This is a genomic window from Mycobacterium sp., assembly GCF_036488105.1.
Taxonomy (GTDB): domain Bacteria; phylum Actinomycetota; class Actinomycetes; order Mycobacteriales; family Mycobacteriaceae; genus Mycobacterium.
Genome location: NZ_DASXHW010000281.1, coordinates 1 through 24718, shown reverse-complemented (window position 1 = coordinate 24718; position 24718 = coordinate 1). Strand labels below are relative to the sequence as shown.

At 64.3% G+C, this 24718-nt stretch carries 26 protein-coding genes, 2 tRNA genes and 2 pseudogenes; 18 read left to right on the top strand and 12 right to left on the bottom strand.

All coding sequences use genetic code 11. The annotated features are described in order from the left end of the window. The 6 genes from VGH54_RS14465 to VGH54_RS14440 all read left to right on the top strand — a co-directional run. Positions 1-264, top strand: a 264-nt coding sequence (locus VGH54_RS14465) for a SpoIIE family protein phosphatase (RefSeq protein WP_331512717.1), incomplete at its 5' end; no start/stop codon positions are given. A 55-nt stretch (positions 265-319) separates the two neighbouring features. Next, a complete protein-coding gene (locus VGH54_RS14460) occupies positions 320-1150 on the top strand; it encodes an STAS domain-containing protein (protein ID WP_414688710.1) in 831 nt (276 codons plus the stop codon). A 23-nt stretch (positions 1151-1173) separates the two neighbouring features. Beyond that, the gene (locus VGH54_RS14455; RefSeq protein WP_331512715.1) at positions 1174-1560 is read left to right on the top strand and encodes an STAS domain-containing protein; all 387 of its coding nucleotides are present in this window, start codon (positions 1174-1176) and stop codon (positions 1558-1560) included. Next, a complete protein-coding gene (locus VGH54_RS14450; RefSeq protein ID WP_331512718.1) occupies positions 1550-1960 on the top strand; it encodes an ATP-binding protein in 411 nt (136 codons plus the stop codon). Before VGH54_RS14455 ends, VGH54_RS14450 begins: the two co-directional genes overlap by 11 nt. Continuing rightward, positions 1953-2579: a SpoIIE family protein phosphatase gene (locus tag VGH54_RS14445; protein WP_331512714.1), complete on the top strand. Its 627-nt coding sequence runs from the start codon at positions 1953-1955 to the stop codon at positions 2577-2579. Before VGH54_RS14450 ends, VGH54_RS14445 begins: the two co-directional genes overlap by 8 nt. Continuing rightward, a complete protein-coding gene (locus VGH54_RS14440; RefSeq protein ID WP_331512713.1) occupies positions 2576-4780 on the top strand; it encodes a SpoIIE family protein phosphatase in 2205 nt (734 codons plus the stop codon). Before VGH54_RS14445 ends, VGH54_RS14440 begins: the two co-directional genes overlap by 4 nt. On the opposite strand, the gene VGH54_RS14435 is transcribed toward VGH54_RS14440, so the two are convergent. After that, complete coding sequence (locus VGH54_RS14435) at positions 4781-6226, bottom strand: DUF4185 domain-containing protein (protein WP_414688709.1); 1446 nt, start codon at positions 6224-6226, stop codon at positions 4781-4783. It lies immediately after the preceding gene. A gap of 183 nt (positions 6227-6409) precedes the next feature. Between VGH54_RS14435 and VGH54_RS14430 the strand changes: the two genes are divergently transcribed. After that, on the top strand, positions 6410-6772 hold the full coding sequence (locus VGH54_RS14430) for a hypothetical protein (protein WP_331512711.1): 363 nt from the start codon (positions 6410-6412) through the stop codon (positions 6770-6772). A gap of 394 nt (positions 6773-7166) precedes the next feature. On the opposite strand, the gene VGH54_RS14425 is transcribed toward VGH54_RS14430, so the two are convergent. From VGH54_RS14425 to VGH54_RS14415, 3 genes are all read right to left on the bottom strand, one after another. Next, entirely contained in the window at positions 7167-8696 is a 1530-nt protein-coding gene (locus VGH54_RS14425) for an adenylate/guanylate cyclase domain-containing protein (RefSeq protein WP_331512709.1), read from the bottom strand. A gap of 126 nt (positions 8697-8822) precedes the next feature. Next, the gene (locus VGH54_RS14420; RefSeq protein WP_331512708.1) at positions 8823-9341 is read right to left on the bottom strand and encodes a hypothetical protein; all 519 of its coding nucleotides are present in this window, start codon (positions 9339-9341) and stop codon (positions 8823-8825) included. Between the two features lie 86 nt (positions 9342-9427). Further along, positions 9428-9790, bottom strand: coding sequence for a metalloregulator ArsR/SmtB family transcription factor (locus VGH54_RS14415; RefSeq protein WP_331512707.1), 363 nt, complete (start codon positions 9788-9790; stop codon positions 9428-9430). A gap of 94 nt (positions 9791-9884) precedes the next feature. Here VGH54_RS14415 and VGH54_RS14410 point away from each other — a divergent pair, with 94 nt between their 5' ends. Then, on the top strand, positions 9885-11891 hold the full coding sequence (locus tag VGH54_RS14410; RefSeq protein ID WP_331512705.1) for a heavy metal translocating P-type ATPase: 2007 nt from the start codon (positions 9885-9887) through the stop codon (positions 11889-11891). 144 nt (positions 11892-12035) lie between these two features. Then, positions 12036-12164 carry a hypothetical protein gene (locus VGH54_RS14405; RefSeq protein WP_331512704.1) on the top strand — a complete coding sequence of 43 codons (129 nt, stop codon included), beginning with the start codon at positions 12036-12038 and terminating at the stop codon, positions 12162-12164. Between the two features lie 339 nt (positions 12165-12503). Here the strand turns inward: VGH54_RS14405 and VGH54_RS14400 are convergent, their stop codons facing one another. Next, positions 12504-12791: a hypothetical protein gene (locus VGH54_RS14400; protein ID WP_331512703.1), complete on the bottom strand. Its 288-nt coding sequence runs from the start codon at positions 12789-12791 to the stop codon at positions 12504-12506. Between the two features lie 29 nt (positions 12792-12820). Between VGH54_RS14400 and VGH54_RS14395 the strand changes: the two genes are divergently transcribed. Further along, entirely contained in the window at positions 12821-13330 is a 510-nt protein-coding gene (locus VGH54_RS14395; protein WP_331512702.1) for a hypothetical protein, read from the top strand. A gap of 154 nt (positions 13331-13484) precedes the next feature. Here VGH54_RS14395 and VGH54_RS14390 read toward each other — a convergent pair. Further along, positions 13485-13806: pseudogene (locus VGH54_RS14390) on the bottom strand (type B 50S ribosomal protein L31). Beyond that, positions 13769-14143 (bottom strand): metalloregulator ArsR/SmtB family transcription factor, encoded by a 375-nt coding sequence (locus VGH54_RS14385; RefSeq protein WP_331512701.1) that lies wholly within the window; start codon positions 14141-14143, stop codon positions 13769-13771. The pseudogene VGH54_RS14390 and the gene VGH54_RS14385 overlap by 38 nt, the downstream one beginning before the upstream one ends. A 132-nt stretch (positions 14144-14275) precedes the next feature. Between VGH54_RS14385 and VGH54_RS14380 the strand changes: the two genes are divergently transcribed. After that, positions 14276-15379 carry a sodium:calcium antiporter gene (locus VGH54_RS14380; RefSeq protein ID WP_331512699.1) on the top strand — a complete coding sequence of 368 codons (1104 nt, stop codon included), beginning with the start codon at positions 14276-14278 and terminating at the stop codon, positions 15377-15379. A 287-nt stretch (positions 15380-15666) separates the two neighbouring features. Next, entirely contained in the window at positions 15667-16050 is a 384-nt protein-coding gene (locus tag VGH54_RS14375; RefSeq protein WP_331512698.1) for a DUF732 domain-containing protein, read from the top strand. A gap of 716 nt (positions 16051-16766) precedes the next feature. Here VGH54_RS14375 and VGH54_RS14370 read toward each other — a convergent pair. Together VGH54_RS14370 and VGH54_RS14365 are read right to left on the bottom strand one after the other, a co-directional pair. Continuing rightward, positions 16767-16839, bottom strand: a tRNA-Arg gene (locus tag VGH54_RS14370). Positions 16840-16859: 20 nt separating this feature from the next. Then, positions 16860-16950: transfer RNA gene (locus tag VGH54_RS14365), tRNA-Ser, on the bottom strand. Between the two features lie 94 nt (positions 16951-17044). Here VGH54_RS14365 and VGH54_RS14360 point away from each other — a divergent pair. Next, entirely contained in the window at positions 17045-18118 is a 1074-nt protein-coding gene (locus VGH54_RS14360) for a pyridoxal phosphate-dependent aminotransferase (protein WP_331512697.1), read from the top strand. 16 nt (positions 18119-18134) lie between these two features. Then, a complete protein-coding gene (locus VGH54_RS14355; protein ID WP_331512695.1) occupies positions 18135-18602 on the top strand; it encodes a DUF4334 domain-containing protein in 468 nt (155 codons plus the stop codon). Here the strand turns inward: VGH54_RS14355 and VGH54_RS14350 are convergent. After that, positions 18599-19192, bottom strand: coding sequence for a TIGR03086 family metal-binding protein (locus VGH54_RS14350; protein WP_331512694.1), 594 nt, complete (start codon positions 19190-19192; stop codon positions 18599-18601). The genes VGH54_RS14355 and VGH54_RS14350 overlap by 4 nt on opposite strands. Positions 19193-19214: 22 nt before the next feature. Between VGH54_RS14350 and VGH54_RS14345 the strand changes: the two genes are divergently transcribed. From VGH54_RS14345 to VGH54_RS14335, 3 genes and pseudogenes are all read left to right on the top strand, one after another. Beyond that, complete coding sequence (locus tag VGH54_RS14345; protein ID WP_331512692.1) at positions 19215-20039, top strand: crotonase/enoyl-CoA hydratase family protein; 825 nt, start codon at positions 19215-19217, stop codon at positions 20037-20039. A 37-nt stretch (positions 20040-20076) separates the two neighbouring features. Beyond that, positions 20077-20265 carry a hypothetical protein gene (locus tag VGH54_RS14340; RefSeq protein ID WP_331512691.1) on the top strand — a complete coding sequence of 63 codons (189 nt, stop codon included), beginning with the start codon at positions 20077-20079 and terminating at the stop codon, positions 20263-20265. Between the two features lie 61 nt (positions 20266-20326). Continuing rightward, positions 20327-20527 (top strand): annotated as a pseudogene (locus VGH54_RS14335) (hypothetical protein); the annotation flags it as partial. Between the two features lie 133 nt (positions 20528-20660). Here the strand turns inward: VGH54_RS14335 and VGH54_RS14330 are convergent. Together VGH54_RS14330 and VGH54_RS14325 are read right to left on the bottom strand one after the other, a co-directional pair. Next, entirely contained in the window at positions 20661-22181 is a 1521-nt protein-coding gene (locus VGH54_RS14330) for an adenylate/guanylate cyclase domain-containing protein (protein ID WP_331512690.1), read from the bottom strand. 258 nt (positions 22182-22439) lie between these two features. Then, positions 22440-23717 (bottom strand): IS256 family transposase, encoded by a 1278-nt coding sequence (locus VGH54_RS14325; protein WP_331512689.1) that lies wholly within the window; start codon positions 23715-23717, stop codon positions 22440-22442. Between the two features lie 594 nt (positions 23718-24311). On the opposite strand from VGH54_RS14325, the gene VGH54_RS14320 reads away from it, so the two are divergent. Beyond that, positions 24312-24718: DUF2510 domain-containing protein (locus VGH54_RS14320; protein WP_331512688.1), on the top strand; the 407-nt coding region annotated here is incomplete at its 3' end.

Here is a 24718-nt window from a genome sequence, read left to right as displayed (position 1 = left end):
CTCGTGCTCTACACCGACGGCGTCACCGAAGTGCGCCGGCGCCGGCGGGAGGTGTTCGGCCACCGCGAGCTGACCGAGCAGCTCGAGCGCTGCGGTGGGCTGCCGCCCGACGCGGTGGCCGAGCGGATCGAGCGGGCCGTGCTGAACGCGTCGGAGGGCCGGCTGCGCGACGACGTCGCGATCCTCGCCCTCGGTCCCCAGGCCGGTGGGGATCCGCATATGCTTCCCGGCCGCGCCACAAGCACAGAGGAGATCGATGGCTGAGCAGACGGGGACGGAGGGCGTCGGGCCGAACGGACACCAGGCGACGAGCGCGGACATGCTCCGCGAGCTGGTCGCGCACCTGCGCGCCAACCGCACGCAGCTGCGCCAGGAGTGGGCGCGGCGGATCGGCGAGGCGGGCCTGCTCACCGCGCTCACCCAGGAGGAGATCTTCTCCGAGGCGACGTCGGTGTACGACAACTACGTCGAGGTGCTGGAGACCGGCTCGGTCGAGGCGCTGCAGGACTACGCGCGCAACCTCTCCGAGCGGATCATCCCCCGCGGCGTCGAGACCGACGAGGTGCTCGGCATCGTGCTGCTGCTGCGCGATGTGCTGGCCCGCTCGCTGTTCCAGAAGTACCAGGCGGACTTCGACCTGCTCAACCGCGTGCTCGACGCCTACGAGCCCGCCGCCAACCGGATCGCCAACACCGTCGCCGTCGGGTTCGTGCAGGAACGCGAGCGCATTATTCGTCAGCAGCAGGAGGCCATCCGCGAGCTGTCGACGCCGGTGCTGCAGGTGCGAGAGCAGCTGCTGATCCTGCCGATCATCGGCGTTCTGGACAGCCAGCGCGCCCGGCAGGTCACCGAGCAATTACTGCGGGCCATTCGCGCCAACCGGGCCAAGGTCGTCGTCATCGACATCACCGGTGTGCCCACCATCGACTCGACGGTGGCCAACCACCTCGTGCAGACCGTCGACGCGTCCGGCTTGATGGGAGCCAGCGTCATCATCACCGGTCTGTCATCGGAGATCGCGCTCACGCTGGTGACGATCGGGCTGGATCTTTCCAAGATGAACGCGGTCGGCGACCTGCAGGGCGGTATCGAGGAGGCCGAACACCTGCTGGGGTATGAGGTAACCCGCGCCGGCGAGCAAACCACCTAACACCAGATCGTCGCGAAAGTCTCATGCCAGTACCCATTCTGAAACAGGGACAAATACTCATCGCCACGGTGCGAAACGCCCTGTCCGACTCCGACACCGAGCTTTTCCGGGAACGCTTGATGCAACGGGTAACAGAGTATCGGGCGCACGGCATCGTCGTCGACGTCACCGCCATCGACGTACTGGACTCATTCGCCGCTCGGTCATTGCAAACGATTGCGAAGATGACAAGGCTGCGCGGTGCGCACACCGTGATCGTGGGCCTTCAGCCCGAGGTAGCGTTCTCGATGGTCCAACTCGGGATTCTTTTCGAGGACATGGACACCGCGCTGGACTTGGAAGAGGGCCTGGCACTGCTGAATCGGCGGCTGGCTGCTCGCAAATCGATCGGACGTGACGGTGTCGGATGACGTCGTCGTCGACGTAGGCCACCCTGACGACATCGTTGCCGCTCGCCAGGCCGGCCATCAGCTCGCTCATGACCTCGGCTTCTCGCTGACCGACGTCACCATGATCGCCACGGCGATCTCCGAAGTCGCCCGCAACATCACCAGCTATGCCGGCTACGGGGCGATTCGGGTTGCCGTGCAAGACCGCGAAGGCCGACAGGCCCTGGTGATACGGGCCGAAGACGACGGCCCGGGTATCGCCAACATCGAAAGGGCAATGGAGGACGGCTATTCCACCGGCCGCGGACTCGGGCTCGGCCTGCCCGGAGCGCGCCGGCTGATGGACCGCTTGATCGTGGAATCCGCACCGGGGCAGGGCACGAAGATCGAAATGTGGAAGTGGATTCCGAACAATGGCTGAGCACGGGTGGTTAGGACCGATCGAATGGGCGGCGACGTGGCGCCCATTGCCCGGTCAACGCGTCTGCGGCGACCGGTCGATTGCGGTCGACGTGGACGGCACCGCCGCTTTGATCGGCGTGCTGGACGGTCTGGGGCACGGCGAACTGGCCGCCGAGGCGGCAGACTGCGGCGTGCAGATCCTCGGCGACGCCCGCGGCGAGGCGCTCGACTCGCTGGTCCAGAGCTGCCACCGCGGCTTGTCGAACACTCGCGGTGTGGCGATGACGTTGGCACACATCGACTTTCAGAAGGATAGGCTCAGCTGGGTCGGGATCGGGAACGTCGCCGCCGACTTGGTCGCCAAACACCCGGGCGGTGTCGAGGTGCGCTCGTCGGTACGGTTAGCCGGCGGCATCGTCGGCTATCGGATTCCGGAAGCGGTTGCATCGCAGGATTTCCCGATGCGCCCGGGCGACTTACTGGTCGTCACCAGTGATGGCATCGACGAAAATCATCTGGACGGCATCGACTTCGCCGCGCCGGCGTGGGCGATCGCAGAGCAGATCCTGCACAGCCACGCCAAGGACAACGACGACGCGCTGGTACTCACGGCACGGCACCGAGGTGCGTCCGGATGACGCACGACGATTTCCACACTGCGTACGCGGCTGCGCTGCGCAGTTACCTGGAGACCCGCAACGAGGAGGACCTCGCGGTCGGTCATGAGCTCGGACGCCGCGCACTGTACGACGACATCAGCATGCTGGAGATCGTCGAGAAACACTCTGAGCTTTTCCAACGGCTGGTGGTGGAGCTTCCTGGCTTCGACGGCGCGGTGGCGCTGGCCTTCCTGTTGCAGACGCTGGCCCCGCTCGACGTCGCGACGCGCGGATTCCTTGACGGCACAAAGCGTTACGAGGAGCAGCGGGCCCGCGCCGAGGATCTTGCCGATCGCGACGAGTTCCGCAACGCGGTGGTGAATTCCCTGCAGGAGGGATTCTTCGTCGCCGATCGCACCGGGGCCGTCATCGAAGTTAACGACGCTTTCACCAGACTCACCGGCTACCCCGCGCACCGCCTCCCATACCCTTGGCCGCACCCATGGCTGGTGGACGAAAGAGCAGCGCGCCTACAACAATCCCGGCTGGCCGAAAAAAATCAGGTCCAGTACGAGACCCCAGTCCGGCATCGCGATGGCCGACTGGTGTGGGTAGCAGCGAACGTCAACCGGGTCAATGCGGATGCCGCGGACGGCTACGTGTACGTCGGAACACTTCGCGATATCACCGCCGAAAGAGCCTTTGCCGCAAGGGAAAGTGCGGTGCTGCGGTTGGCGACGGCGGTCAGCGTGGCCAAGAGCATGTCAGAGGTACTCTCGATCACCCTCGACGAGTGCCGGCTTGCTCTCGACGTTCACCGGGTGGTGGCCGCGGTATGGCCGACGAGCGGCGCCGAGCCTGCCATTCTGGTGGCCAGTGACAAGACCCCGTTGGACTGGCGGCAACTCGACGAGCCGCTGCGGGAGATCTTTCAGCAGGCTCGCCATCAACTGCCGCTGACCGTTCAGCCCGTCGAAACCCCCGATACCCCAGGCCAATCGAGCGGCATCGTCGCCGTCCTGACCGGCGCGGGCGATGTCGCACTGTGGTTGGAGCTGCGGGTCCCCCGGCGGGTCAGCGCGGAGGACCGGCTACTGGTCACCGTGCTCGTCGGCCACCTCGGGCTGGCGATCCAGCACGTGCGGCAATTCGAGGCAGCTCGTGAGACGTCGCTGACGTTGCAGCACGCGATGCTGGCCCCCACCGAACTTCCGCCCGGCTTCGCGGTTCGTTACGAACCCGCGGTCCCACCGCTGGAAATCGGCGGCGACTGGTACGACGTGCTGCGGTTGGGCGATCAACGGATCGGCATTATCGTCGGCGACTGTGTCGGGCGCGGGCTGTCCGCCGCGGCGGTGATGGGTCAGCTTCGCGCCTCCGCGCGTGCGCTGCTGCTTACCGGTGCCGAGCCCGCGCGGCTGCTCGAAGAGCTCGATTCGGTGGCCGAACTGATCCCGAATGCGTTCTGCACCACCGTCTTTCTCGCGATTCTCGACACCAAGTCGGGCGAATTCTCCTACAGCTGCGCTGGCCATCTGCCCGCGGTGCTGGCGGCCCCGCAGGCGGCTCCGACGCTGATCACCGATGCCCGCTCGGTGCCGTTGGCGGTGAACCGCAAGAAATCTCGCCCACAAGCGTCGGTAGTGCTGCCACCCGGCTCGACATTGATGCTCTACACCGACGGTCTCGTGGAGCGTCGCGACGTCTCGCTCGACGACGGGATCGCGCACCTCAGCGCGACGGTGGCAAGCGGACTGCACCTAACCGTCGACGACGTCGCAGACGCGGCGCTCAGCGAGCTGGCTCCCCCCGGCGGGTACGACGACGACATCGCGATCGTCGTCTACCGGCGACCGTACGCACCGCTGGTGATCGACCGGGTTGTCACCGCTGATCATCTCAGCGACATCCGGCACCAACTCGCGTCGTGGCTGCACTCCGCCGCAGTCCCCGACGAGCAGGTGGCCGACATCGTACTGTCCGTCAACGAAGCCTGCGCCAACAGCATCGAACACGGCTACCGGGATCGTAAACCGGGCAAAGTTCGGATCGACGGCGAAAACGATGGTGCACGAGTGCATCTCAAAGTCACCGACCGCGGCTCGTGGAAGACGGCGGCCATCGACCCCGGGGTGCGTGGACGCGGGCTTCTGTTGATTCGCGCGGTGAGCGACTGGCTGGAGATGGACTGCACGCCGTCGGGAACGACGGTGGATATGAGCTTTAATCTTCCGGCCTAATCAGGGCAGCACGGTGTGCATCAACATCACGTCATAGGCCGACCACAGCGACAGGTTGAAGTACAGGTCTTTGCCGTTCGACCAGGGGTGGATCATCGGCGCGTAGATGCCGCCGGGCATCTGGAACGACGAGACGAGCGGCTGCTCGGGACTCCACGGTCCTTCGGGTGCGGGCGCCGTGCGCGCGATGACGTCGTTGTTGCCACCGTTGGTGTAGAGCACCAGGTACTGCTTCAGGTAGTCGTTGTATTGCGCCGACATCTCGCCCACCGGCCCGGGGAAGATCGGTGTCGCCGCGCTCGGGTCCACCGGGACCCAGCCCCTGCCTTCGCCGTTCCAGTATTGGTACTTGCCGAGATCCGGCAACGCGCCCGGCTGGACTCGGGACAGGTAGGCCGCGCCGCTGCGGCCGGGCGGGGTTCCGAAGGAGTACAGATAGCCGTCCTTGCCGCGCATGAACGCGCCCATCTGAAAGTTCTCGTTACCGGGGAAGAACCGTCCGCCGGGGACAGTGTCCGCCGCGGCCAGTCGGATGCTGCTGGGGTAGACACCCCAGCTCTGACCGTTGTCCAACGAGCGCGCGATCCCCGAATAGTTCGTCGACCACTCGCCGTCGCGGCCCCAGTTCTTGATCGACATGAAGCTCATGTACTGGGTTCGCCCGAGCGAGAGCGCCGACGTCGGGATGATTCCGGTCTCGTGCCCCGCTTTGTGAATGCTGTTGAGCACCTGCTTGGAAAGGCCCGGCGCCCATACCGGTGAGCCGGAGTACGGGTTGTTGGGCACACCGTCGGCCACGTGAATCCCGTGCGATAGGTCATGGTCCTGGCTGCGGAAGAGCACGTTGTATCGCCACTGCTGGCCGTGCATGGCGCAGTAGCCGAAGGTGTCACCGAACGCAATCAGCACCTGGCGATTAGCGGGATCACCGTTGTCCCAGGGAATTCCGAGGTCGGTGCCGGAGATGCCGAAGCGTTCGAGGGTTCGGTTCGGGCTGTTCGGTCCGGTCACGAAGTCGACGAGTGACGTCGGGGCACCCGCGATGCCGGCCGGCGGAGCGGGCGGGACCGGGACGGCCTCGGGGACAGCCTGATTGGCGTTCGGGGACTGCGGGACGGCCGCACCGGGGACCGGGGGAACGGGCGTCACCGCCGCCTGGAGCTGCGCGGTACCTGGTCGCGGTATCGCTTTGAACAGCGAAGAGATCAGCGGACCAAGCTTGGGTAACGGCGCGTTATCGTTCGTACCCCGCGGTCTGCGGCCTGTCGGCGGCGCAACCGGCCCGGGCGACGGCATATCCGGCATTCCGGCGGGCGGCGGGACGTTCGCCTCCGGGGCGCTGCATGCCGCAGCCATCGCCGGTGGTGCATCGCCGACCGGCATGATGAGTCCGATAACGGTCGCCGAGGCCACCGATACCGAAATGATTCGACGAATCGCCGACATGTCCCACCTCTCCAGCGCGCGACCCGTCGCCGCTGAAACGCATTGACGTCCGCAGTTGCTCATGTGACGATAGAGGCGGATGTGGCGAATAAGGTCACTGAGGTTTCAATAGGTATCACTTCGTGACCGTGTCGCAACCGGAGCGCTGGTTAGCCCGCTCGCCGCGGAGTTAAATCTATCCCCATGGCACGCAAAGCCTTTGCCCACGACGCTGTGGTCGCGATGCAGCAGGATGACAGTCCCAATGCTCTTGGCGGCGCGATCACGAAGGCGTTGTGCGGCGGCTGGGACCATCCGCCGCCGTGCCCGCTCGCGCCGCATTACGTGACCAATGACCAAACGGGTGAAACCGTCACGCTGCGTGTGCTTTTCGCAACCGAGCCGGCCAACGAGCAGCGGGTGCGTTCACTCATCGACGAGGCGCTGGCGGCCGGCGAGTTGACCGTTCCGGACGGCGGCGTAGCGCACTGGCGGCTGCGGTCAGCGTCCTCCGGCAGTGTCCGCGCTGACGAAGAAGACCTCGCCGCCGACCTGATCACACACTGAGGCGCTGGTGTCACGCGCTCATGCGGCGACCTCAAACTTCCGGCAGCACCGCGTTTCGGATCGCCGCCAAATCGCCGGGTGATAGGCGGAATGATCGCCACTGGGTGTGGCGATCAGGCGGGGCGGTTGCCCCGTCGACTGCAGCCGCTCCAGGGCTGCCGGGTCGCCTCTGAAGGTTGTGATCCGCGCCAAGCCTCGCCCCGCTGATCGACGAGAACACCCGCGCCTGCGAGACATTCGGCAACCCGGCCGGCAACATCGTGGACCTCGAGGCGGTGGCCGCCGTGGCTTATGCGGCCGGCGTGCCACCTATTTTGAGTTAACTTCTGAGACAGTGCGAACTGGCACTATCGCATACACAAGGTTCTCGAAAGCCGCAGCCAATGTGCTCCCGTCAGCGGGTGAGGTCAATCAGCCCGTCGGTCTGTTGGCCGAGGGCGAAGACTTGCACGGAGGCCGACTTTCCTTTCAGGACGTGTAGTCCGCGATCGATCAACGCGGGCTGTCGTGAGACCAAGGCTTCGACGCACTGCTTGGTAAGCAGGATCGCGTCGCTGGTGGTCTTGGTGAGTTGCTCCACGCGGGCCGCCACGTTGACGGTGTCACCGATGAGGGTGAACTCAAGCTTGCCGCCCCCGCCGATGGTTCCGGCGATCACCATGCCGGTGTTGATCCCGATGCCAATGCGAAGCTCCTGGCCGAATCGCTCAACAACCAGACGGGTGATCACCACGGCGGCTCGCAGTGCGGCATCAGCGTGATCCGGAAGGTCGTTGGGTGCGTTGAAAACGGCCAGTGCGCCGTCGCCAAGGAACTTGTTCACGTGTCCACCAGCGTCAACGACGGCCGGTACCACGATCTCGAACAGCGCGTTGAGGCGCGCGACCGTGTCCTCGGCGGTGTTGGCCTCGGCGAATGGGGTGAAGTCGCGGATGTCGATGAACATCACTGTTACTTCGCGACGTTCACCGGTGAACACGTCGTCACCCTGCGCAAGTAGCCGCGTCGCCAGGGCGGGGTCGACGTAGGTGCCGAACGCGGCTTGGAGTCGTTGCCGCTCAGCTAATCCCGCCTGCATTCGGTTGAACGAGGCCGCCAAGGCACCGAGATCATCGTCCTGGGCTACCGGCAGACGTTGGCTGTAATCACCGGCGGCGACACGTCTAGTGCCTTCGGCGAGATCGCGAATGGGGAGCATGGAGGGTGAGAAAATAGCGCCGATTGTGAGCGGCACGAACGCAAGTGTCGACAAGCCCCCGATCACAATGGACATCAGCGGAGTCTCACTGGTGAGGTGCAAGGTGCTCGCCAGGCTCACGCCGCCAGCGGTGAACGCAAAGGTGGTGGCGAGCATAGATAGGTTCGACCATGTAGCAAACGACGGACGAGAGCGAGGCAGGCTGTCACCAATCCCCACGTCACCGGCAATAGCCTCTCTTGCCGGTCGCAGCGCACCTTCCGGGACGCTGTGCATACCCATGAGTTGGACGGCGACTCCCAAAGCCACACCCATGACCCCGAATTGAAATAATCGTGAGCCGGTCGCCCCGGTGATCACGCCTACAACAACTAACAGCAGCGCGACCCCTACAGAGTTGCTGATCAGTCCTCGGGCGCTCATTTCACGACCCCAGGTGTAGGTGTCGCTCAGCGCCCGTGCCCGATCGACCTCGCGACCGGCCGCCCATTGCTCGACCAGATGACTCCTGCCCTGGCCGGGAAGAACCATTAGATAAGCCAGTACGGCGAGGAAGCCAACCGTGATGGCGGCAGCCTCGACGTAACGGCGCGAGTTGTCGACGCCAACGACGACCAACGACCAAAAAAGGTAAGGCGGCAGCATCGCTGCGATGAAGAAGGTTGACATGACCCAGGAGTACCTCGGTCCGTACCGATCCCACGCCCACTGCCAGATGCGGTCCATGCCGGAAGACTAGACAGCATGCACCTCGACCTGGGAACAGTTCCAACGATGCCAAGTATCAACTTGAGCGAAAGAGAGGGATGCAAAGCACTTCCTGGCTCGGTATGGCTATCGAGCCACTCCGTCTCAATTCTTTAGTCTTGGCGACAGCGGAGAGTCGCCATTCGCCGGGCTGTTGCGTCCAGGGAGCTCGACGTATTTTGCGCCGGGAATGTTCTCGGCCACGTACCTACCCTTTGCGGGCTCGACGATCGGGTCGTCGGTGTGATGGACGACGAGCGTAGGCAGGCGAATTGCCGGCAGAACTGCCCGCACGTCCACCTCGCCCACAAGCGGCCACATAAGCGCAACGGTTCGTGGACTGGCCGAGAGCCGTTCCACCCGAGCCCACGCAGACCGGATCTCTTCGTTCCACGGCATGTCTGGATTCACCAGGCGCTGGTACTCTCCCGTGCCCCACCTGGCGGCGAAGGCGGCGCGGACTTCCTCGCGCGTCGACCCGTCAGCCGTCTCTGCAATGGGATCCGCGAAACCCTCGAGCACGACGAGCGATGTGGTGCGGGAGGGATGGGCTGCGGCAAACAGTGCCACGGGTGCGAGCGTGCCGGCGACTGCAATGAGGACGGTTTCAAGAGCCAGAAGCATGACGAGAAGTTGGCTAGCCTGCCACTGACCTGGAACGCGCCTGAGTTATCCGAATCCCTTGCAGCGCAGGCGATCACGCCAGCGCTTTAGGCGGTCTCGGAGGATTCGTCGGGGACGCCCAACCCGAGGTGTTCGATGTGGTAGACGGCCTCGTCGAGGAGCATCGCGACGTGGTTGTCGTAGAGCGCGTAGATGACGCTGCGTCCGTTGCGGGCTCCGGTGACCAATCCCATCGCGCGCAGCAGGCGTAACTGATGTGAGACCGCGGACTGTTCCATCTCCACGGCCGCCGCGAGGTCGTTGACTGAGCACGGGCCGTGGCGCAGGCGGGTCAGGATCCGCAGCCGGCTCGGCGTCGCCAATGCTTGCAGTGTGGCCGCGACCGATGCTGCGGAGTCGGCGTCGAGCTGTGCGGGCGGGGTGGTTTTGCCCTCGATGCCGTGACCCATATGCGTATCCTACCGAATGCTCGAATGAAGACGTGCTCATATGTTCCTGTATGGTGGCGGTGTCCTGCCGCCTTCCCCCACAGTGGAGTTTCTGATGTCGCGTCCGGTCTTGGACCGCTCCCGCGCCGCCGTCGCCCCCGATCGTGAACCAAGAGCCCGGACACGTCCGTTCGCCCTTCCCGAGGTCCGGTGGGCGATCGTGGCCACGGTCCTGTTCGTGTTTGGGTTGGCTGCCCAGTTCGGTGGCGCGCCGGCGTGGTTGTGGTGGGCGCTGTATCTGGCTTGCTATGTCACCGGCGGCTGGGAACCCGCGCTGGCCGGGTTGCAGGCGTTGCGGGGAAAGTCCCTTGATGTCGATCTGTTGATGATCGTGGCGGCGATCGGGGCCGCCGCGATCGGCCAGGTTCTCGACGGCGGACTGTTGATCGTCATCTTCGCCACATCCGGTGCGCTGGAAGCATTTCTGACTCAGCGAACCGCCGACTCGGTACGCAGCCTGCTTGATCTGGCCCCCGACAGTGCCACCGTGATCACCGAATCCGGACACGAGACCGTGGTCGATGCGGCCGTTCTGTCGGTTGGGGACGTGATCGTGGTGCGCCCCGGTGAGCGGATCGGCGGCGATGGGCAGGTCATCGCCGGTGCCAGCGACGTGGATCAGGCATCGATCACCGGTGAACCGCTACCGGTCGCCAAAAACCCCGGCGACGAGGTGTTCGCCGGCACGCTGAATGGCACTGGGGTGCTGCGGATTCGGGTCGATCGGGCCTCTGCCGACACCGTCATCGCACGCATCGTGACCATGGTGCAGGAGGCCTCGGCAACCAAAGCCAAAGCCCAGTTGTTCATCGAGAAGGTCGAGCAGTACTACTCGATCGGCGTCGTGGCCGCCACCTTGGCGGTGTTCTTCATCCCCCTCGGCCTGGGCGCCGCGGTGCAGCCCGCACTGCTGCGAGCGATGACCTTCATGATCGTCGCGTCCCCGTGCGCGGTGGTGCTGGCGACCATGCCACCGCTGCTGGCCGCGATGGCCACCGCCGGACGCAACGGCGTCTTAGTCAAATCCGCTGTCGTGATGGAACAACTCGGCGCAATCACCGCCGTGGCATTCGACAAGACCGGCACCCTCACCCAAGGCACACCCCAACTGACCGACGTCGAAACACTCGACGAAACGCGCCACGACACCGACATTGTCCTCACCTGGGCCGCAGCCGCCGAACACCCCAGCGAACACCCACTGGCGCAGGCGATCGTGGCCGCCGCCACCGAACGCGGCCTGCGGTTGCCCACGGCCCAGGATTTCAACTCCGCGCCCGGACGCGGTGTCGGTGCCACCATCGACGGCCATAACGTCGAAGTCGGCAGCCCCCGGCATCTACTATCCGACGCTCAGACCTCGGCCTGGATAACCGCCACGGTGGCCGACTTGGAAGCCGCCGGAAAAACCGTGGTCATCGTCGTCGCCGACCGTGTCCCAGCCGGCATCCTGGCACTGGCCGACCAACTGCGTCCCGGAGCCGCGGACACCGTCGCCGAACTAGCCGCACTCACCGGCACCGCACCGGCCCTGCTGACCGGCGACAACGCCCGCGCCGCAAACACACTCGCCGCGCACATCGGAATCACGGACGTCCGCGCCGGGCTACTGCCACAAGACAAAGTCACCGCCGTCCGCGACATTGAGGACGCCGGCCGGCAGCTACTGCTCGTCGGGGACGGCGTCAACGACGCCCCCGCCCTGGCCGCCGCACACACCGGCGTCGCGATGGGCCGCGCCGGATCCGACCTGGCCCTTGAGACGGCCGACGCCGTCATCGTCCGCGACGACCTGGCCACCCTGCCCGCGGTGATCGCCCTATCGCGCCGCGCCCGCCGCATCGTGATCGCCAACCTGACCATCGCGACCACCTTCATCACCGGACTCGTCCTCTGGGACCTACTGGGACACCTACCGCTACCCCTCGGCGTCGCCGGCCACGAAGGATCCACCGTCATCGTCGGACTCAACGGCATGCGCCTTCTCGCCCAACGCGTCTGGACTACCATCCCCACACCGGCCGCCCAGACCGCGAGGCACATGCATCAGGACGCGGGCTGACCCCTTCCGCACCTAAGTATTACCGTCATCAGGTTGCCCAGGTTTATCGATCGCGTCGCACGGCCTGGGGAGTTCTGATAGCCGGATCCTAGGTTTCACCACTAATTTGCTGCGGGTGGTAACACTCGATACATAACCTCACTTATGAGCCAGTTCGCCGTGGCGGCTTTACTCATCGCCGCGTTGGGCCCGTGCAATCTGCCGACCACGCATGACCTGATCATCTGGCAACGCGCACCACGACTGCAGGACAGCTACGGCGCGCATTCATGACGCCAACTTATTTCGTTGCACGCGGCCAGCCCACGCATGAACCTCAACGTCACTACCAACGACTCGTGTCTTGACCCGCATGTCTCGTGTGTACAGACTTCCCACCCAGCTGCCCAGCTCGATGTCAACCCGGAGCAGCGATCCGTCCGCCAGTCGACGATGCCCGGTCCGCATCGTGCAGATAGTGCCCATACTCATACGACGTTTGGGATATCGGGGAAGTTCATCCGGGCGTCGAGGTCAGGCGTGGCTTAGTGCCATCAGGCACCGCCCGTCTCGGTCATCGTTCGCACCACTGCCAGCCGGCCGCGTGGATAAATCCGTGGGCGGACAAGCCAATCAGTGACGATCGCCGTTAACGTGTTCACTGCTTCGGCCCAGGGTTCCGTGAGCGAGACGCCCATAGATGCCACTCCTCAGGGTTTTCGGCTTGCAGATCAGCTGATCGCCGTCTCCCAGCGGCAGGCTGAGCAGCACGAACCCGCGCCCGCGAAGGACGGCGTCGTCGACGTCCGGACTGTATCCATCCTCGATCTCGAAATTCAGCGCGTGGTGATGTCGCGCATTGCTGCGCTGAGAAAATCGTGTGAACTTTGCCCGCCCGCTAATCGTGTTCACAGTGTCCAACATCACACCTACATGATTGGAGTTTGGACATGAATCAGGCAACACATCGTGTCGAGCTTGCTGCAGGCGCCGTCTTGGCCGGCGCACTGATCACACTAGCCGCCGCGCCCACTGCCGGCGCCGACCCCGCGGCTGTGGGCAACGCTGTCACGGCCGACCAGTTCTCAGATTTGTTCACCGCGGAAGGCACGCAAGCCGATCAAGCGGTCGACAATTTCTATCAGGGGATCGCTAACTTCTTCTCTCCGGAGGCTGCGGGCAACGCTGCCACGGCTGACCTCTTGGGTATGTCGACCGGGGGAGGCAACTTGGCGGACCAAGCGGTCGACAATTTCTATCAGGGGATCGCTAACTTCTTCTCTCCCGAAGCCGCCGGCAACATGGTGACGGCCGACCAATTCTCGGACATGCTCACTGGCGAAGGCACGATGGCCGACCAAATGGTTGATGGGCTGTACCAGACGATCAGTACGGCTTTCGCGCCAGAAGGTCCCGTCGACGTTTTCTTCGACTCCCTGTTTGGTGTTGCTGGCTTCTGAATCCCTAGCCTGACGACAGCACGTATCTCGCTGGTGTGACCAGACGCGCGGTGTCCCGGCGCGTGGCGATGTCGCGCGCGCTGCTGCGCAGATTGGCTTGCCTACATCGTCGGGTCTGCCAGATACGGCGCCAAGCCGAATCCCTCGGCCAGCGTCAGCCGCCACTTTCAGGCCATCCGACAAGCCGCTGGCCGTGGCGGCGGTGGAATTTTTCGACCCGGCCTGCGGTATCGAGGATCCGACTTCGGCCGGTCCAAAAGGGTGAGAGCCCGCGCGGTGGCCCCGACGACCACCAGGGGGTAAGTCCGGGCACCATCGGGCGTCGGCCAGTCGACAACGCGTGAGCTGGTGATCGTCGAGCGGGTGAGGAACATCTTTCCGGTGGTGGCGTCTTGGAAGACGACCGGATGGTAATCGAGATGAATGCAGGTGCGCGGCTCAGTGTTTAAGGGGCGGGTCGGGCGCGAGGCTGCCATCCGGGGCGATGTGGGCGAAGATCTGTTGCACCAAGGTGAGCACATGGGGGTCCTCGACGGTGTAGATGTGGCGGCGGCCCTCTTGGCGTGCGCTGATCAAGCCGGCCAGACGGAGTTTGCTCAGATGCTGGCTCATGGTGGCCACGCCGACGCCGGTGCGTTCTGCCAGGGTGGTGACGTCGTGGACGTCTTGGGCGGCAAGCCATAGCACGTGTAGCCGTGTCGGGTTGCTCAGCAGTGTGAATGTGGCGGCGGCCGAGGCTAGTTGCGGCCTGGTGGGTTCGGCGCGCGGGATCGCCTTTGCGGTTTCGGGTCGCCGTACTTTTTGGTTTGCCATGGCGGCATCCATTCTTACTCGCGGGTGAGGACGGGATTCGCCTCGCAAAACATTTTAACACTTGCGAACATGGCAAAATGACGGCAGCATTAGGGGCGCTCCGAACAGTTAGTTCGAACGCTCCGCATCTGGGTGCGGACGAGGAAGGCGGCGGCCCTCGTGGTGCATGTCGTGTTGCTGATTGCCTGTGCAGTGGCGATTTATCTGTCCTGCGAATGGTTCGTCAATGCCGTGGAATGGCTTGGCCAGCGGCTCAACATCGGGACCATGGCAGTCGGAACCATCCTGGCTGCCTTCGGCACCGCGCTACCGGAGTCAGTAGTCACCCTCGTCGCCGTCACCACCGGCTCCACCGCCGAGATCCGCAACATCGGTGTCGGCGCAGCCATGGGCGGCCCCCTGGTCTTGGCAACCGTCTCCTACGGGGTGACCGGCGCCATGCTGCTGCTTCGGCGACGAAGCCGCAGACGCGAGATGGTCCTCGTCGGAGTGGGCGCGGCACGCCTCATCGAGCGCCCCGTCAACGAGCGCGACGACGCGCCCGACGCCACGTTGGCCGATCCCGCGCACACCGCGCGCCTGGCCAAAGACCAACGCTGGTTCATGGCGGTGTTCGTGGTCAAAGTCGCTCTCGGCCTGGTGGCATTTGCGATCAAGCCGTGGCTGGGTCTGGTTTTCTTCGCCGCCTACGGCGTCTACTTCTGGCGCGAAATCCGCGGCGGCACCACTGGCGACCAGGACGAGCACGAGTTGGCGCCGCTCAAGCTGCAACCCCGCGCGGCGCGACCGGCCACCACAGCCGTCCTGGTGCAAACGCTGGGCGCATTAGCCGTCATCTTCGTGTTCTCGCAAGTATTCGTCCACCAGCTCGACGCCATTGGCCCCATGCTCGGACTGTCCGGGGCTATCACCGCCCTGCTGCTGTCTCCGATCGCAACCGAACTACCCGAGATCATGAACGCGATCATCTGGGTCCGCCAAGGCAAAACCCAACTCGCCCTGGCCAACATCTCTGGCGCGATGATGATCCAAGCCACCGTGCCCAGCGGCCTGGGTCTGCTCTTCACCGACTGGCGACTCGACCACGCCCTGCTCTGGTCTGGCGCCATCACCATGGCAGCCATCACCTACCTACTCGCGACACTGCGCGCCAACAAACTCACCCCCACACGGCTAGCCTTAGCCGCACTGCTCTACCTCGTCTTCGCCGCCGGCCTCATCCCGATCTTGATCTGATTGCCCTCACCCCGGCCGGGTCGGGTTGCTCAGCAGTGGAACGGGCTTCCGAAATCGGTTGCGGCCGAGTCGGTTCGGCGCACGGGACCGCGTTTGTGGTTTCGGGTCGCCGTACTTTTTGGTTTGCCATGGCGGCATCCATTCTTACGCGCGGGTGAGGACTGTGTTCGCCTCGCAAAACATTTTAACACTTGCGAATATAACGAAATAACGGCACGATAGGGGCGATGAACAGTTAGTTTCAATGCTCCCCATCTGGGAGCGGACGAGGAAGGGGTGAGACAGCAATGACTTCCCTATTCACTGAGGCGCCCGCAGCGGGCGCCACCCCCCAAGTGCGTTCGACCAGCCCTCTGCGATCACTCATCGCCGGCCTTGTCCTGGCGGTCGCGCCACTTAGCGTTATAGGAGTAGCGGCCCCTACCGCACATGCCGACTCCGCGGTCGACAGCAGCAGTTTCCTGGGCGCGCTCTCTTCCAAGGGCATCACGTTCGGGTCCCGGCAAGCTGCGATCGCCGCCGGTCATGAGGTCTGCGATGAACTTGATCAAGGTGGGCAGGCCAGTGACGTCGCGAACACCGTGATGACACAGAGTGTTTTGGACGGCTATCACGCCGGGTTTTTTGTCGGAGTCAGCATTGCCGCCTTCTGCCCACGCCACAGCCAGTAGAACCAAGTCTCGTCGAAGATCGACTCTCAACAAAGGACGTTGTTGATCACCAAATTCGTGTTCACTGCAGCGATCGCGCTCGGTGCTGCTACGGCAATAGCAGCACCGGCCGGCGCTGACCCCAGCTTATTCCGGGCACTGAGCTGCAACTGCACGCAGCCATCCGACATCCCGCATGGCAAGCCCGCGGTCAGCGACCAGTTGCGTCAGGGAATCCAGAGTGGCCTTGGTTCCCTGCACCACGATCCGCCGAGCCCTGACAGCTTCTAAGCTGGCGCGCGGGATTGGCAACCGGCCGAATAGCGGCGGCCCGGCATATCGGGGAACAAGCTGCTCGCCCAACGCGCCTGGACGACCATCGCCGCGCCGACCGCCCAGACCGCACGACACATAAACTAAGCGCTTAGCTGTAGGCCAGGGCGTTCTACGCTTAAGTCATGTCCCGGCATGGTGCGGATGAGGTCAGTGGAGCGAGGAGCTGCAGAATCCGCGAGGGGCGGCCGGGCCGCATCCGCGCCGAGTAACTGCGCTCCGCAGACGCCATCCATGGGTCAAAACGCGTCTCCGGACTCTTTCACCGTTAGGTGGTCCAATCGCGACAAGCCTCACGAGGGTGTGGTCGGCGATTAGTGAACTGCGCTCACACGCGCAGAAAGTTGGGAAGCAATGTGGACAACTCGGAGTACAGTTGGGTGTCTAACTAAGTCTCTGACCTGCGCGCCCGAAGGGATTCGAACCCCTAACCTTCTGATCCGTAGTCAGATGCTCTATCCGTTGAGCTACGGGCGCCTGTGTTCAATTGTCTCCGGTGGCGGAGGCGAGAGGATTTGAACCTCCGGTCCCCGGTAAGGGGACAACTCATTAGCAGTGAGTCCCATTCGGCCGCTCTGGCACGCCTCCTCGAACTTCCCGAGGGTACCGGACCGCCACCAGGAGCCGGCTGCCGGAACCGCCGCGGAGCACAGCGTACACAGGCCGGACATATGCTGTCGAAATGACCGGTCGCCTTCGTCCCGAATTGGCCGAGCTGCCGGTCTACGTACCCGGCAAGACCGTCCCGGGCGCGGTCAAATTGGCCAGCAATGAGACCGTGCAGGGCCCGTTGCCCAGCGTCCGCGCCGCGATCGAGCGCGCAACCGACGGCATCAACCGCTACCCGGACAACGGCTGCGCCGACCTCAAATCGGCGTTGGCCAAACACCTGAACTCCGGTCGGGTAGGCAGCGCCGGCGGTTGGGGACCCGAGCACATCGCCGTCGGCTGCGGATCGGTGAGCCTGTGTCAGCAACTCATCCAGATCAGCACCACGGCCGGCGACGAGGTGCTGTTCGGCTGGCGCAGCTTCGAGATCTACCCGCTGCAGGTCCGCCTCGCCGGCGCCACCGCAGTCCAAGTCCCGCTGTCAGACCACACTTTCGACTTGACGGCGATGCTCGCCGCGGTCACCGACCGCACCCGGCTGATCTTCGTCTGCAACCCCAACAACCCCACCTCGACGGTGGTCGATCCGGACGCTTTGGCCCGCTTCGTCGAAGCGGTGCCGTCGCACATCCTGATCGCGATCGACGAGGCGTACGTCGAATACATCCGCGACGGCCTGTTGCCGGACAGCCTCGGTTTGGTGCGCGACCACAGCAATGTCGTTGTGCTACGCACGTTTTCGAAGGCCTACGGGCTGGCCGGCTTACGGGTGGGGTATGCGGCCGGCCATCCGGAGTTGATCACCGCTATGGACAAGGCCTACGTGCCATTCACCGCGACCAGCATCTCGCAAGCCGCGGCCATCGCTTCGCTGGACGCCGCCGACGAGCTGCTCGCCCGCACCGATGCCGTCGTCGCCGAACGGGCGCGGGTGAGCGATGTCCTGCGCGCGGCCGGGTTCACCCTGCCGTCGTCGCAGGCGAACTTCGTCTGGCTGCCACTCGGACCCCGCACCCTGGACTTCGTGGAGCGGGCGGCCGACGCACGCATCGTGGTCCGCCCGTACGGCACCGACGGTGTCCGGGTGACCATCGGTGCGCCGGAGGAGAACGATGCCATGCTGCAATTCGCGCAGGGCTGGATCTAGAGAGAAGGAGATCGCGATGACTGATGCGTTGGCGCTCAAGAAGTTCACCGAGTTCAAGGAGCGCACCGGGTCGATCGACGACGCCGAACTCGACGACTTCTGGGCCAGCCTGCAGCCGGCCACCATCGACGGCATGCTCGGCGAGTGGAAGGGCGGCGAATTCGTCACCGGTCACCGGATGAACGGTCAACTCGAGAAGTCCCGCTGGTTCGGTAAGACGTTCAACTCCCCCGACGACGTGCAGCCGCTGGTCTGTCTCGACGACGACGGGAACCGGTTCTCCAACGTCAAGATGGGCAAGGGCGAAGCCAGCCTGTGGCTGGAGGAATTCCGCGGCGAAGTGACCGCGACCATGGTCTACGACGGCCAGCCGGTTCACGATCACTTCAAGCGCGTGGACGACGCCACGGTGATGGGCATCATGAACGGCAAAGGCGTGATCGACAACGGCCGGTACTTCTACTTCTACCTTGAGCGCGTCTAGACCTTTGCGGCCGGATCGCGGCCGGTGAAGGCCACCAACTGGTCGATAGCCGGCGCGTGCTCATCGACCTCGACGGGCTCGGCGAACTCCCCGTTCGCGCGGCGCTCCGGTGTGATGATCTTCTTGGCCAATCCCAGGACGTAGTTCGCCAACGAATCTGGGACATCCACCGAGTGTCCGGTGGCCGCCGCGTAGTCCCACCCGTGCACGAGCAAACCGAACGCCAGAACGCCCGCTAACAGCCGCACAGGCGTCTCATTGCCGCGCCAGGTGACGGCGCCGTCCAACCCGTGACGAGCATGGAAGGCATCCAGGGTGGCCCGGCCAACGGCGATGATTTGTCGCTCGACGGTGTCGTCAGCGTCGCGTGGCGGAAGGTCGGCGTCCAGAGCCGTGCCGATCGACGTGATCGTTTCAACCAAATGATCGGTCAGTTGGGCGACGTCGAAATCTCCGCTCGTCGTCTGCCGCGACAGGTCGTCCGGCGAAATCGGGTGCACGATGTGCTGCAGTACTCCGAGCGATGCCTCGGCGGCGCGAAGTTCGTCGGCGGGAGGTGAATCAGGTCCGGGGCGCAGGTCGGAAGGCATGGATCCACGGTACGGTTTCGTCATGGGTGAGCCATATGAATCAGTCACCATCGAACACAAGGACCACGTCGCGCAGGTGACGTTGATCGGCCCAGGCAAAGGCAATGCGATGGGGCCGGCGTTCTGGTCAGAACTACCGGAAGTCTTCGCCAAACTAGACTCCGACCGCGATGTGCGGGCCATTGTCCTCACCGGATCCGGCCGCAACTTCAGCTACGGCTTGGACCTCCCTGCGATGGGCGGGACACTGGCGCCGGTACTGGCCGAGGGCGCGATGGCCGGACCGCGCACCGAGTTCCACACCGAGGTGCTTCGAATGCAGAACACGATCAGCGCCGTAGCCGACTGCCGCACCCCGACGATCGCCGCGATCCACGGCTGGTGCATCGGCGGTGGGGTCGATCTGATCTCTGCGGTCGACATCCGCTACGCGAGCGCTGACGCGAAGTTCTCCGTACGCGAGGTCAAGCTCGCGATCGTCGCAGACGTTGGGAGCCTGGCCCGGCTGCCGCTGATCTTGTCCGACGGACATCTGCGCGAATTGGCGCTGACCGGCAAGGACATCGACGCGGCCCGCTCCGAGAAGATCGGGTTGGTCAACGACGTGTTCGCCGATGCCGACGCGACCCTGCAGGCCGCGCATGCCACGGCGGCTGAGATCGCCGACAACCCACCGCTGACGGTCCGCGGCGTCAAGGATGTCCTTGACCAGCAACGGATTTCGCAGGTATCGGCGAGCCTGCGCTATGTGGCGGCGTGGAATGCGGCGTTCCTGCCGTCGAAGGATCTGTCCGAGGGAGTCTCGGCGACCTTCGCCAAACGACCACCGAAGTTCACCGGCGAGTAACGCGATTCGGCGTGGCCTCAGCGGGTAACCGTTCGGCATGTCTACCTATCGAGTACTCAACCCGCACGGCGACGTCGTCGACACCAAGGACATTGCCAGCGCCGATGATGCACACGCATGGTTCGTCGACGCCAAGGCCGATAACTCTGAACTCGGCTGGCGGATGGAAGTCAACGTGGACGGCGACTGGCGATTCTTCGACGACACCGAAGGCGACCAGGCCTGACAGTTTGACGGCGTGGTTCGTGGGCAACCCGAACTCCATCGACTCTGAACGCTTGCGCCCGCTGCTCAAGCAGGGCGCTGGGGCCGCGCGAACGCTGCGCGCCGAGGAGGCGTTGCCGATGTTCGCGGTGACGGTGGGCGCCTCGCTAGTCCGCACCGACGAGCGGATCGCGCCCGCCGACGGCGTCGGCGCGGTATTGCGGTACGCACCGACGCTGGACTCGCGCAAGGCATTACGGAACGTCGTCATCACCGTCCCGTAGCAGTTTTTCGGGGTGGTGGTAGGTGTTGACGCGGGGTTGGCCGCGATTCTGCGAAGTACGTTTTAAACCGGTCAGCCATTACGGCCGACACCGCCGGTATCTCGATGTTCTGCTACCAGGCCGCCGCCAGGGATCAGCCCGAAATGGCTTTGGTCGCCGGGTTGAGGCCGAAGACCTGCATGGCGGCTGATTTGCCCTTGAGGGCGTGGGATCCCCGGTCGGTGAGTCCGGGTGGTTGAGAAACCATGGCGTCGACGGTCTGGTGGGTGAGCAGGATCGCGTCGCGGGTGGTTTTGGTGAGCTGCTCGACGCGGGCGGCGACGTTGACGGTGTCGCCGATCAGGGTGAACTCCAGTTTGCCTGCGCCGCCGATGGTTCCGGCGATCACCAGTCCGGTGTTGATCCCGATGCCGATCCGCAGCGCGTCGCCGAATCGTTCGGTGACCAGGCGGTGAATCAGCGCAGCCGCCGCCACGGCGGCATCAGCGTGATCGGCGAGGTCGTTGGGTGCGCCGAAGACGGCCAACGCGCCGTCGCCCAGGAACTTGTTGACGTGCCCCCCGGCGTCGACGACGGCAGGCACGACGATCTCGAACAGGGCGTTGAGCCGTGCGACGGTGTCCTCGGCGGAGTTGGCCTCGGCGAACGGGGTGAAGTCGCGGACGTCGACGAACATGACGGTTACCTCGCGGCGCTCACCGGTGAAGATGTCGTCACCCTGCTCGAGTAGCCGCACCGCCAAGGCCGGATCGACATAGGTTCCGAACGCTGCCTGAAGTCGTTGCCGCTCAGCCAAACCCGCCTGCATCCGGTTGAACGACGCCGCCAGCGCGCCCAGGTCGTCATCTTGAACCACCGGCAGACGTCGGCTGAAGTCACCTGCCGCAACGCGTTCGGTTCCTTCGGCAAGATCGCGAATCGGTTGCAGCGACGGGGAGAAACAAGCGCCCACGACGAACGGTGCGAAGGCAAGCGTTAATGCACCCCCGATCACGACAGCGAGCAGGGGAGCCTCACTGGCCCGATGGAACACCGTCGCCAGCATCGCGGCCAGTACAGCGATCGAGAACGTGGCCGCGAGCATGGACACGTTCGACCACGCGGCGAAGGTCGGCCGGGAGCGAGGCAGGGCGTCGCCGATGCCCGTATCACCGGCGATGGCGATCCTTGCTGGTCGCGATGTTGCTTCCACGAAACTGTGAATCATGACCAGGCAGCTGACAGAGCCCAGGACGGCGCCGAGGATTCCGTACTGAACCAGCCGGGGTCCCGTCGTCCCGGCGATCGCACCGACAACGACCAAGAGGAGTGCGATCCAAACAGCGCCCGCCCTCACCGTTCTGACCACCGCCTCCCGATTCCAGGCGTAGGTGGCCTCCAATGCCCTCGCCCGATCGACCTCACGGCCTGCCGCCCACCGGTCCACTCGGCCGCTCGGGCCCACACCGGGAAGAACGGCTGTGTACACCATCACCACCACGACGGCCGCCGTGACGGCAGCCGCCTCGACGTAGCGATCGGACTGCTCAAACGCAACCACGAGAAGCGAAGAACCAAGCCAGACCGGCAGTATTGCGAGGGAGGTGATCGCGAAGACCGCCCACGAGTACCTCGCCCCGTACCGATCCCACGCCCACTGCCAGATGCGATCCATGACTGAGACTAAACGTCAGCCACCCGAAACAACCTCCGGTCGGCCCGTGAGTTGGTGTTCGACGGCCCTCAGCGGACGATCCTTGACGCCGTGCAGGCCTGATCCCGGTACAACGTTGGCGTCCAGTGCGTGAGACGTTCGACCTAAAGCAGATAAGACGTTCGACCGACGGATTCGATTCGTCTTCCGGAGCCGCCACATCGGTTAGCCCTTGCCCTCGTGGGGCTATCGCGTTAACGGTGTTTCCGGCGGTTTTCATCAGTAGGTTTCGGCTGCCGGGAATCGGTCGCCGAAAGTGATTGCGAACGCATTGAGCGCTGGCTTCCACCGCATCATCCATCGTGCCCTGCCAGCCCCGGTTGGGTCCAGGGAACGCGTCACCAGATACAGACACTTCATCGCGGCTTGCTCGGAGGGGAAGTGGCCGCGAGCCTTGATCGCCCGGCGGTAGCAGGCGTTCAACGATTCGATGGCGTTGGTGCTACAGATGACCCGGCGGATCTCGACGTCGTAGTCCAGGAATGGGATGAACTCGTTCCAGGCGTTGTCCCACAGGCGGATCACCGCCGGGTAGCGCTGCCCCCATTTCTCGTCCAGCTCGTCGAACGCCGAGCGGGCCGCCGCGGCGTTGACCGCGGTGTAGATCGGTTTGATATCTCGCTTGATCTCGTCCCAGTACTTGCGGGAGGTGAGCCGAAAGGTATTGCGGATCAAATGGATAATGCACGTCTGCACAATCGCTTGCGGCCACACATTGCCGACCACCTCGGGCAGTCCCTTCAACCCGTCGCAGACCACGAAGAACACGTCCTTGACGCCGCGGTTGCGCAGATCGGTCAGCACGCTCATCCAGAACTTCGCGCCCTCTCCGCCGGTGCCGGCCCACAACCCCAAGATGTCGCGCTCGCCGGCCAGCGTCACGCCGATGGCGGCGTAGAACGGCCGGCTGGCGACCTGGCCGTCACGGACCTTCACCACGATGGCATCAATGAAGATCGCGGCGTAGGTCTCATCCAGGGGCCGCACCGCCCAGTCGTTCATCTCCTCGATCACCTTGTCGGTGATCCGGCTGATCGTCTCCTTGGACACCGATGCGCCGTAGATCTCGGCGAAGTGCGCCGAGATCTCACCCGTTGTAAGGCCTTTGGCGTATAACGACAAGACGACCTCATCGACACCGGAGAATCGGCGCTGACGCTTCTTGACGATCTGCGGTTCAAACGTCGCAGACCGATCCCGGGGCACATCGATCTCGACGGCGCCGGTGGTATCGGTCAACACCGTCTTGGCACGGGTGCCGTTGCGGATATTGCCCCCCACACCCGGTGGGTCGTGTTTCTCATAACCGAGGTGCTCGGTCATCTCCTCGTTGAGAGCGGTCTCCAGCACCGTCTTGGTCAGCGCCTTGAGCAGCCCATCGGGCCCGGTCAGCGACAGGCCCTGTTCCTGAGCCAGCCGCACCAGCTCGACCGCAGCCTGCTGCTCGGCCGATTGCTGAGTCTGCTTCTTCTTCGCCACATCATCCAGTGTCGTCATCACGGCACCTTCCTCGCCAAGCATCGCTCAGCGTGTCAGGCCGGAAACACCGATAAATCCACAGTCCCCGCGGCGAGGCAGATGAAGGGGTGTTGTTCGGTGACGATGTCGTCTGTACCGCCGGCGACCTCGATGTGGCGGCTGCGATCGCGGCGTCCGCGGCGTTCGTACCGAATTGGTGGAGAGTTATGAGCCGATGGGGTGGGCGGGAGAGCTAGAAGAGCCCAATGAATTCCCAGTTGGACTGGGTGTTTTGACCGGGAAGTGAGACGTCCTAGGTTCGTGAGGGGTGACCGAGCAGCGGGGTGGACCCACGCGACTGGGCAACAAGGGCACGACCTCATCGGATGACCCCCGCGTGATTGCATTCTTCGATGCAGATGCAAGCGAAAACATTCCCGGGCAAGTCGCCACGGAGTCTTTTCGAATCCCAGTTCGTGGGGTCGTTACTACCGTCATGCTTGATGGCGTGAAAATCGGTCCTATCGGTCCTATCGGTCGGCAGTGGATCACTGCCATCTCGTCAGTCGGGAAGGCCTGTCCCGAGACCGACAATCCGCGTACGTGTTCAAGCAGATCGGGAAGGTGGACTAAATGACTGTATCGCCTGGCTGGTTTCCTGATCCGAACGGAGGTCCAGATCTGCGGTACTGGGACGGGCAACGTTGGACAGCGTCGACGCAGCCAAGGGAAGCGAATCCCGTCGAAGCTGGTGAGCGGCTCAGCGATCCCGAGGCGCCCGATTACACCGCTCATTCCGAGGTGCCTGCGCGCGGCAAAGGAAGCATCGAGGGGCAAGCGCGGTCAGTCGAACGCGATCGCACTCCGACGGGTGCCCTCGTCACCAACTTCCGAATCGCCCGCTACGACTCCAAGGGCGACCAGCTGCGCCCGGTAGCAGTTCGCCTCCTGACGACACCCGTCAACGACGTGGACATCAACGACGGCGATCAGGTCACAGTGCGGGGCCAGTGGAAAAATGGAGCCCTCTATGCCGATGA

Bases quoted from the DNA above. Each gene is read 5' to 3' on its own strand.
- VGH54_RS14460 (WP_414688710.1), top strand. From the start codon at position 320: ATGCTCCGCGAGCTGGTCGCGCACCTGCGCGCCAACCGCACGCAGCTG.
- VGH54_RS14455 (WP_331512715.1), top strand. From the start codon at position 1,174: ATGCCAGTACCCATTCTGAAACAGGGACAAATACTCATCGCCACGGTG.
- VGH54_RS14445 (WP_331512714.1), top strand. From the start codon at position 1,953: ATGGCTGAGCACGGGTGGTTAGGACCGATCGAATGGGCGGCGACGTGG.
- VGH54_RS14440 (WP_331512713.1), top strand. From the start codon at position 2,576: ATGACGCACGACGATTTCCACACTGCGTACGCGGCTGCGCTGCGCAGT.
- VGH54_RS14435 (WP_414688709.1), bottom strand. From the start codon at position 6,226: ATGTCGGCGATTCGTCGAATCATTTCGGTATCGGTGGCCTCGGCGACC.
- VGH54_RS14430 (WP_331512711.1), top strand. From the start codon at position 6,410: ATGGCACGCAAAGCCTTTGCCCACGACGCTGTGGTCGCGATGCAGCAG.
- VGH54_RS14425 (WP_331512709.1), bottom strand. From the start codon at position 8,696: ATGGACCGCATCTGGCAGTGGGCGTGGGATCGGTACGGACCGAGGTAC.
- VGH54_RS14420 (WP_331512708.1), bottom strand. From the start codon at position 9,341: ATGCTTCTGGCTCTTGAAACCGTCCTCATTGCAGTCGCCGGCACGCTC.
- VGH54_RS14415 (WP_331512707.1), bottom strand. From the start codon at position 9,790: ATGGGTCACGGCATCGAGGGCAAAACCACCCCGCCCGCACAGCTCGAC.
- VGH54_RS14410 (WP_331512705.1), top strand. From the start codon at position 9,885: ATGTCGCGTCCGGTCTTGGACCGCTCCCGCGCCGCCGTCGCCCCCGAT.
- VGH54_RS14405 (WP_331512704.1), top strand. From the start codon at position 12,036: ATGAGCCAGTTCGCCGTGGCGGCTTTACTCATCGCCGCGTTGGGCCCG.
- VGH54_RS14395 (WP_331512702.1), top strand. From the start codon at position 12,821: ATGAATCAGGCAACACATCGTGTCGAGCTTGCTGCAGGCGCCGTCTTG.
- VGH54_RS14385 (WP_331512701.1), bottom strand. From the start codon at position 14,143: ATGGCAAACCAAAAAGTACGGCGACCCGAAACCGCAAAGGCGATCCCG.
- VGH54_RS14375 (WP_331512698.1), top strand. From the start codon at position 15,667: ATGACTTCCCTATTCACTGAGGCGCCCGCAGCGGGCGCCACCCCCCAA.
- VGH54_RS14360 (WP_331512697.1), top strand. From the start codon at position 17,045: ATGACCGGTCGCCTTCGTCCCGAATTGGCCGAGCTGCCGGTCTACGTA.
- VGH54_RS14355 (WP_331512695.1), top strand. From the start codon at position 18,135: ATGACTGATGCGTTGGCGCTCAAGAAGTTCACCGAGTTCAAGGAGCGC.
- VGH54_RS14350 (WP_331512694.1), bottom strand. From the start codon at position 19,192: ATGCCTTCCGACCTGCGCCCCGGACCTGATTCACCTCCCGCCGACGAA.
- VGH54_RS14345 (WP_331512692.1), top strand. From the start codon at position 19,215: ATGGGTGAGCCATATGAATCAGTCACCATCGAACACAAGGACCACGTC.
- VGH54_RS14340 (WP_331512691.1), top strand. From the start codon at position 20,077: ATGTCTACCTATCGAGTACTCAACCCGCACGGCGACGTCGTCGACACC.
- VGH54_RS14330 (WP_331512690.1), bottom strand. From the start codon at position 22,181: ATGGATCGCATCTGGCAGTGGGCGTGGGATCGGTACGGGGCGAGGTAC.
- VGH54_RS14325 (WP_331512689.1), bottom strand. From the start codon at position 23,717: ATGACGACACTGGATGATGTGGCGAAGAAGAAGCAGACTCAGCAATCG.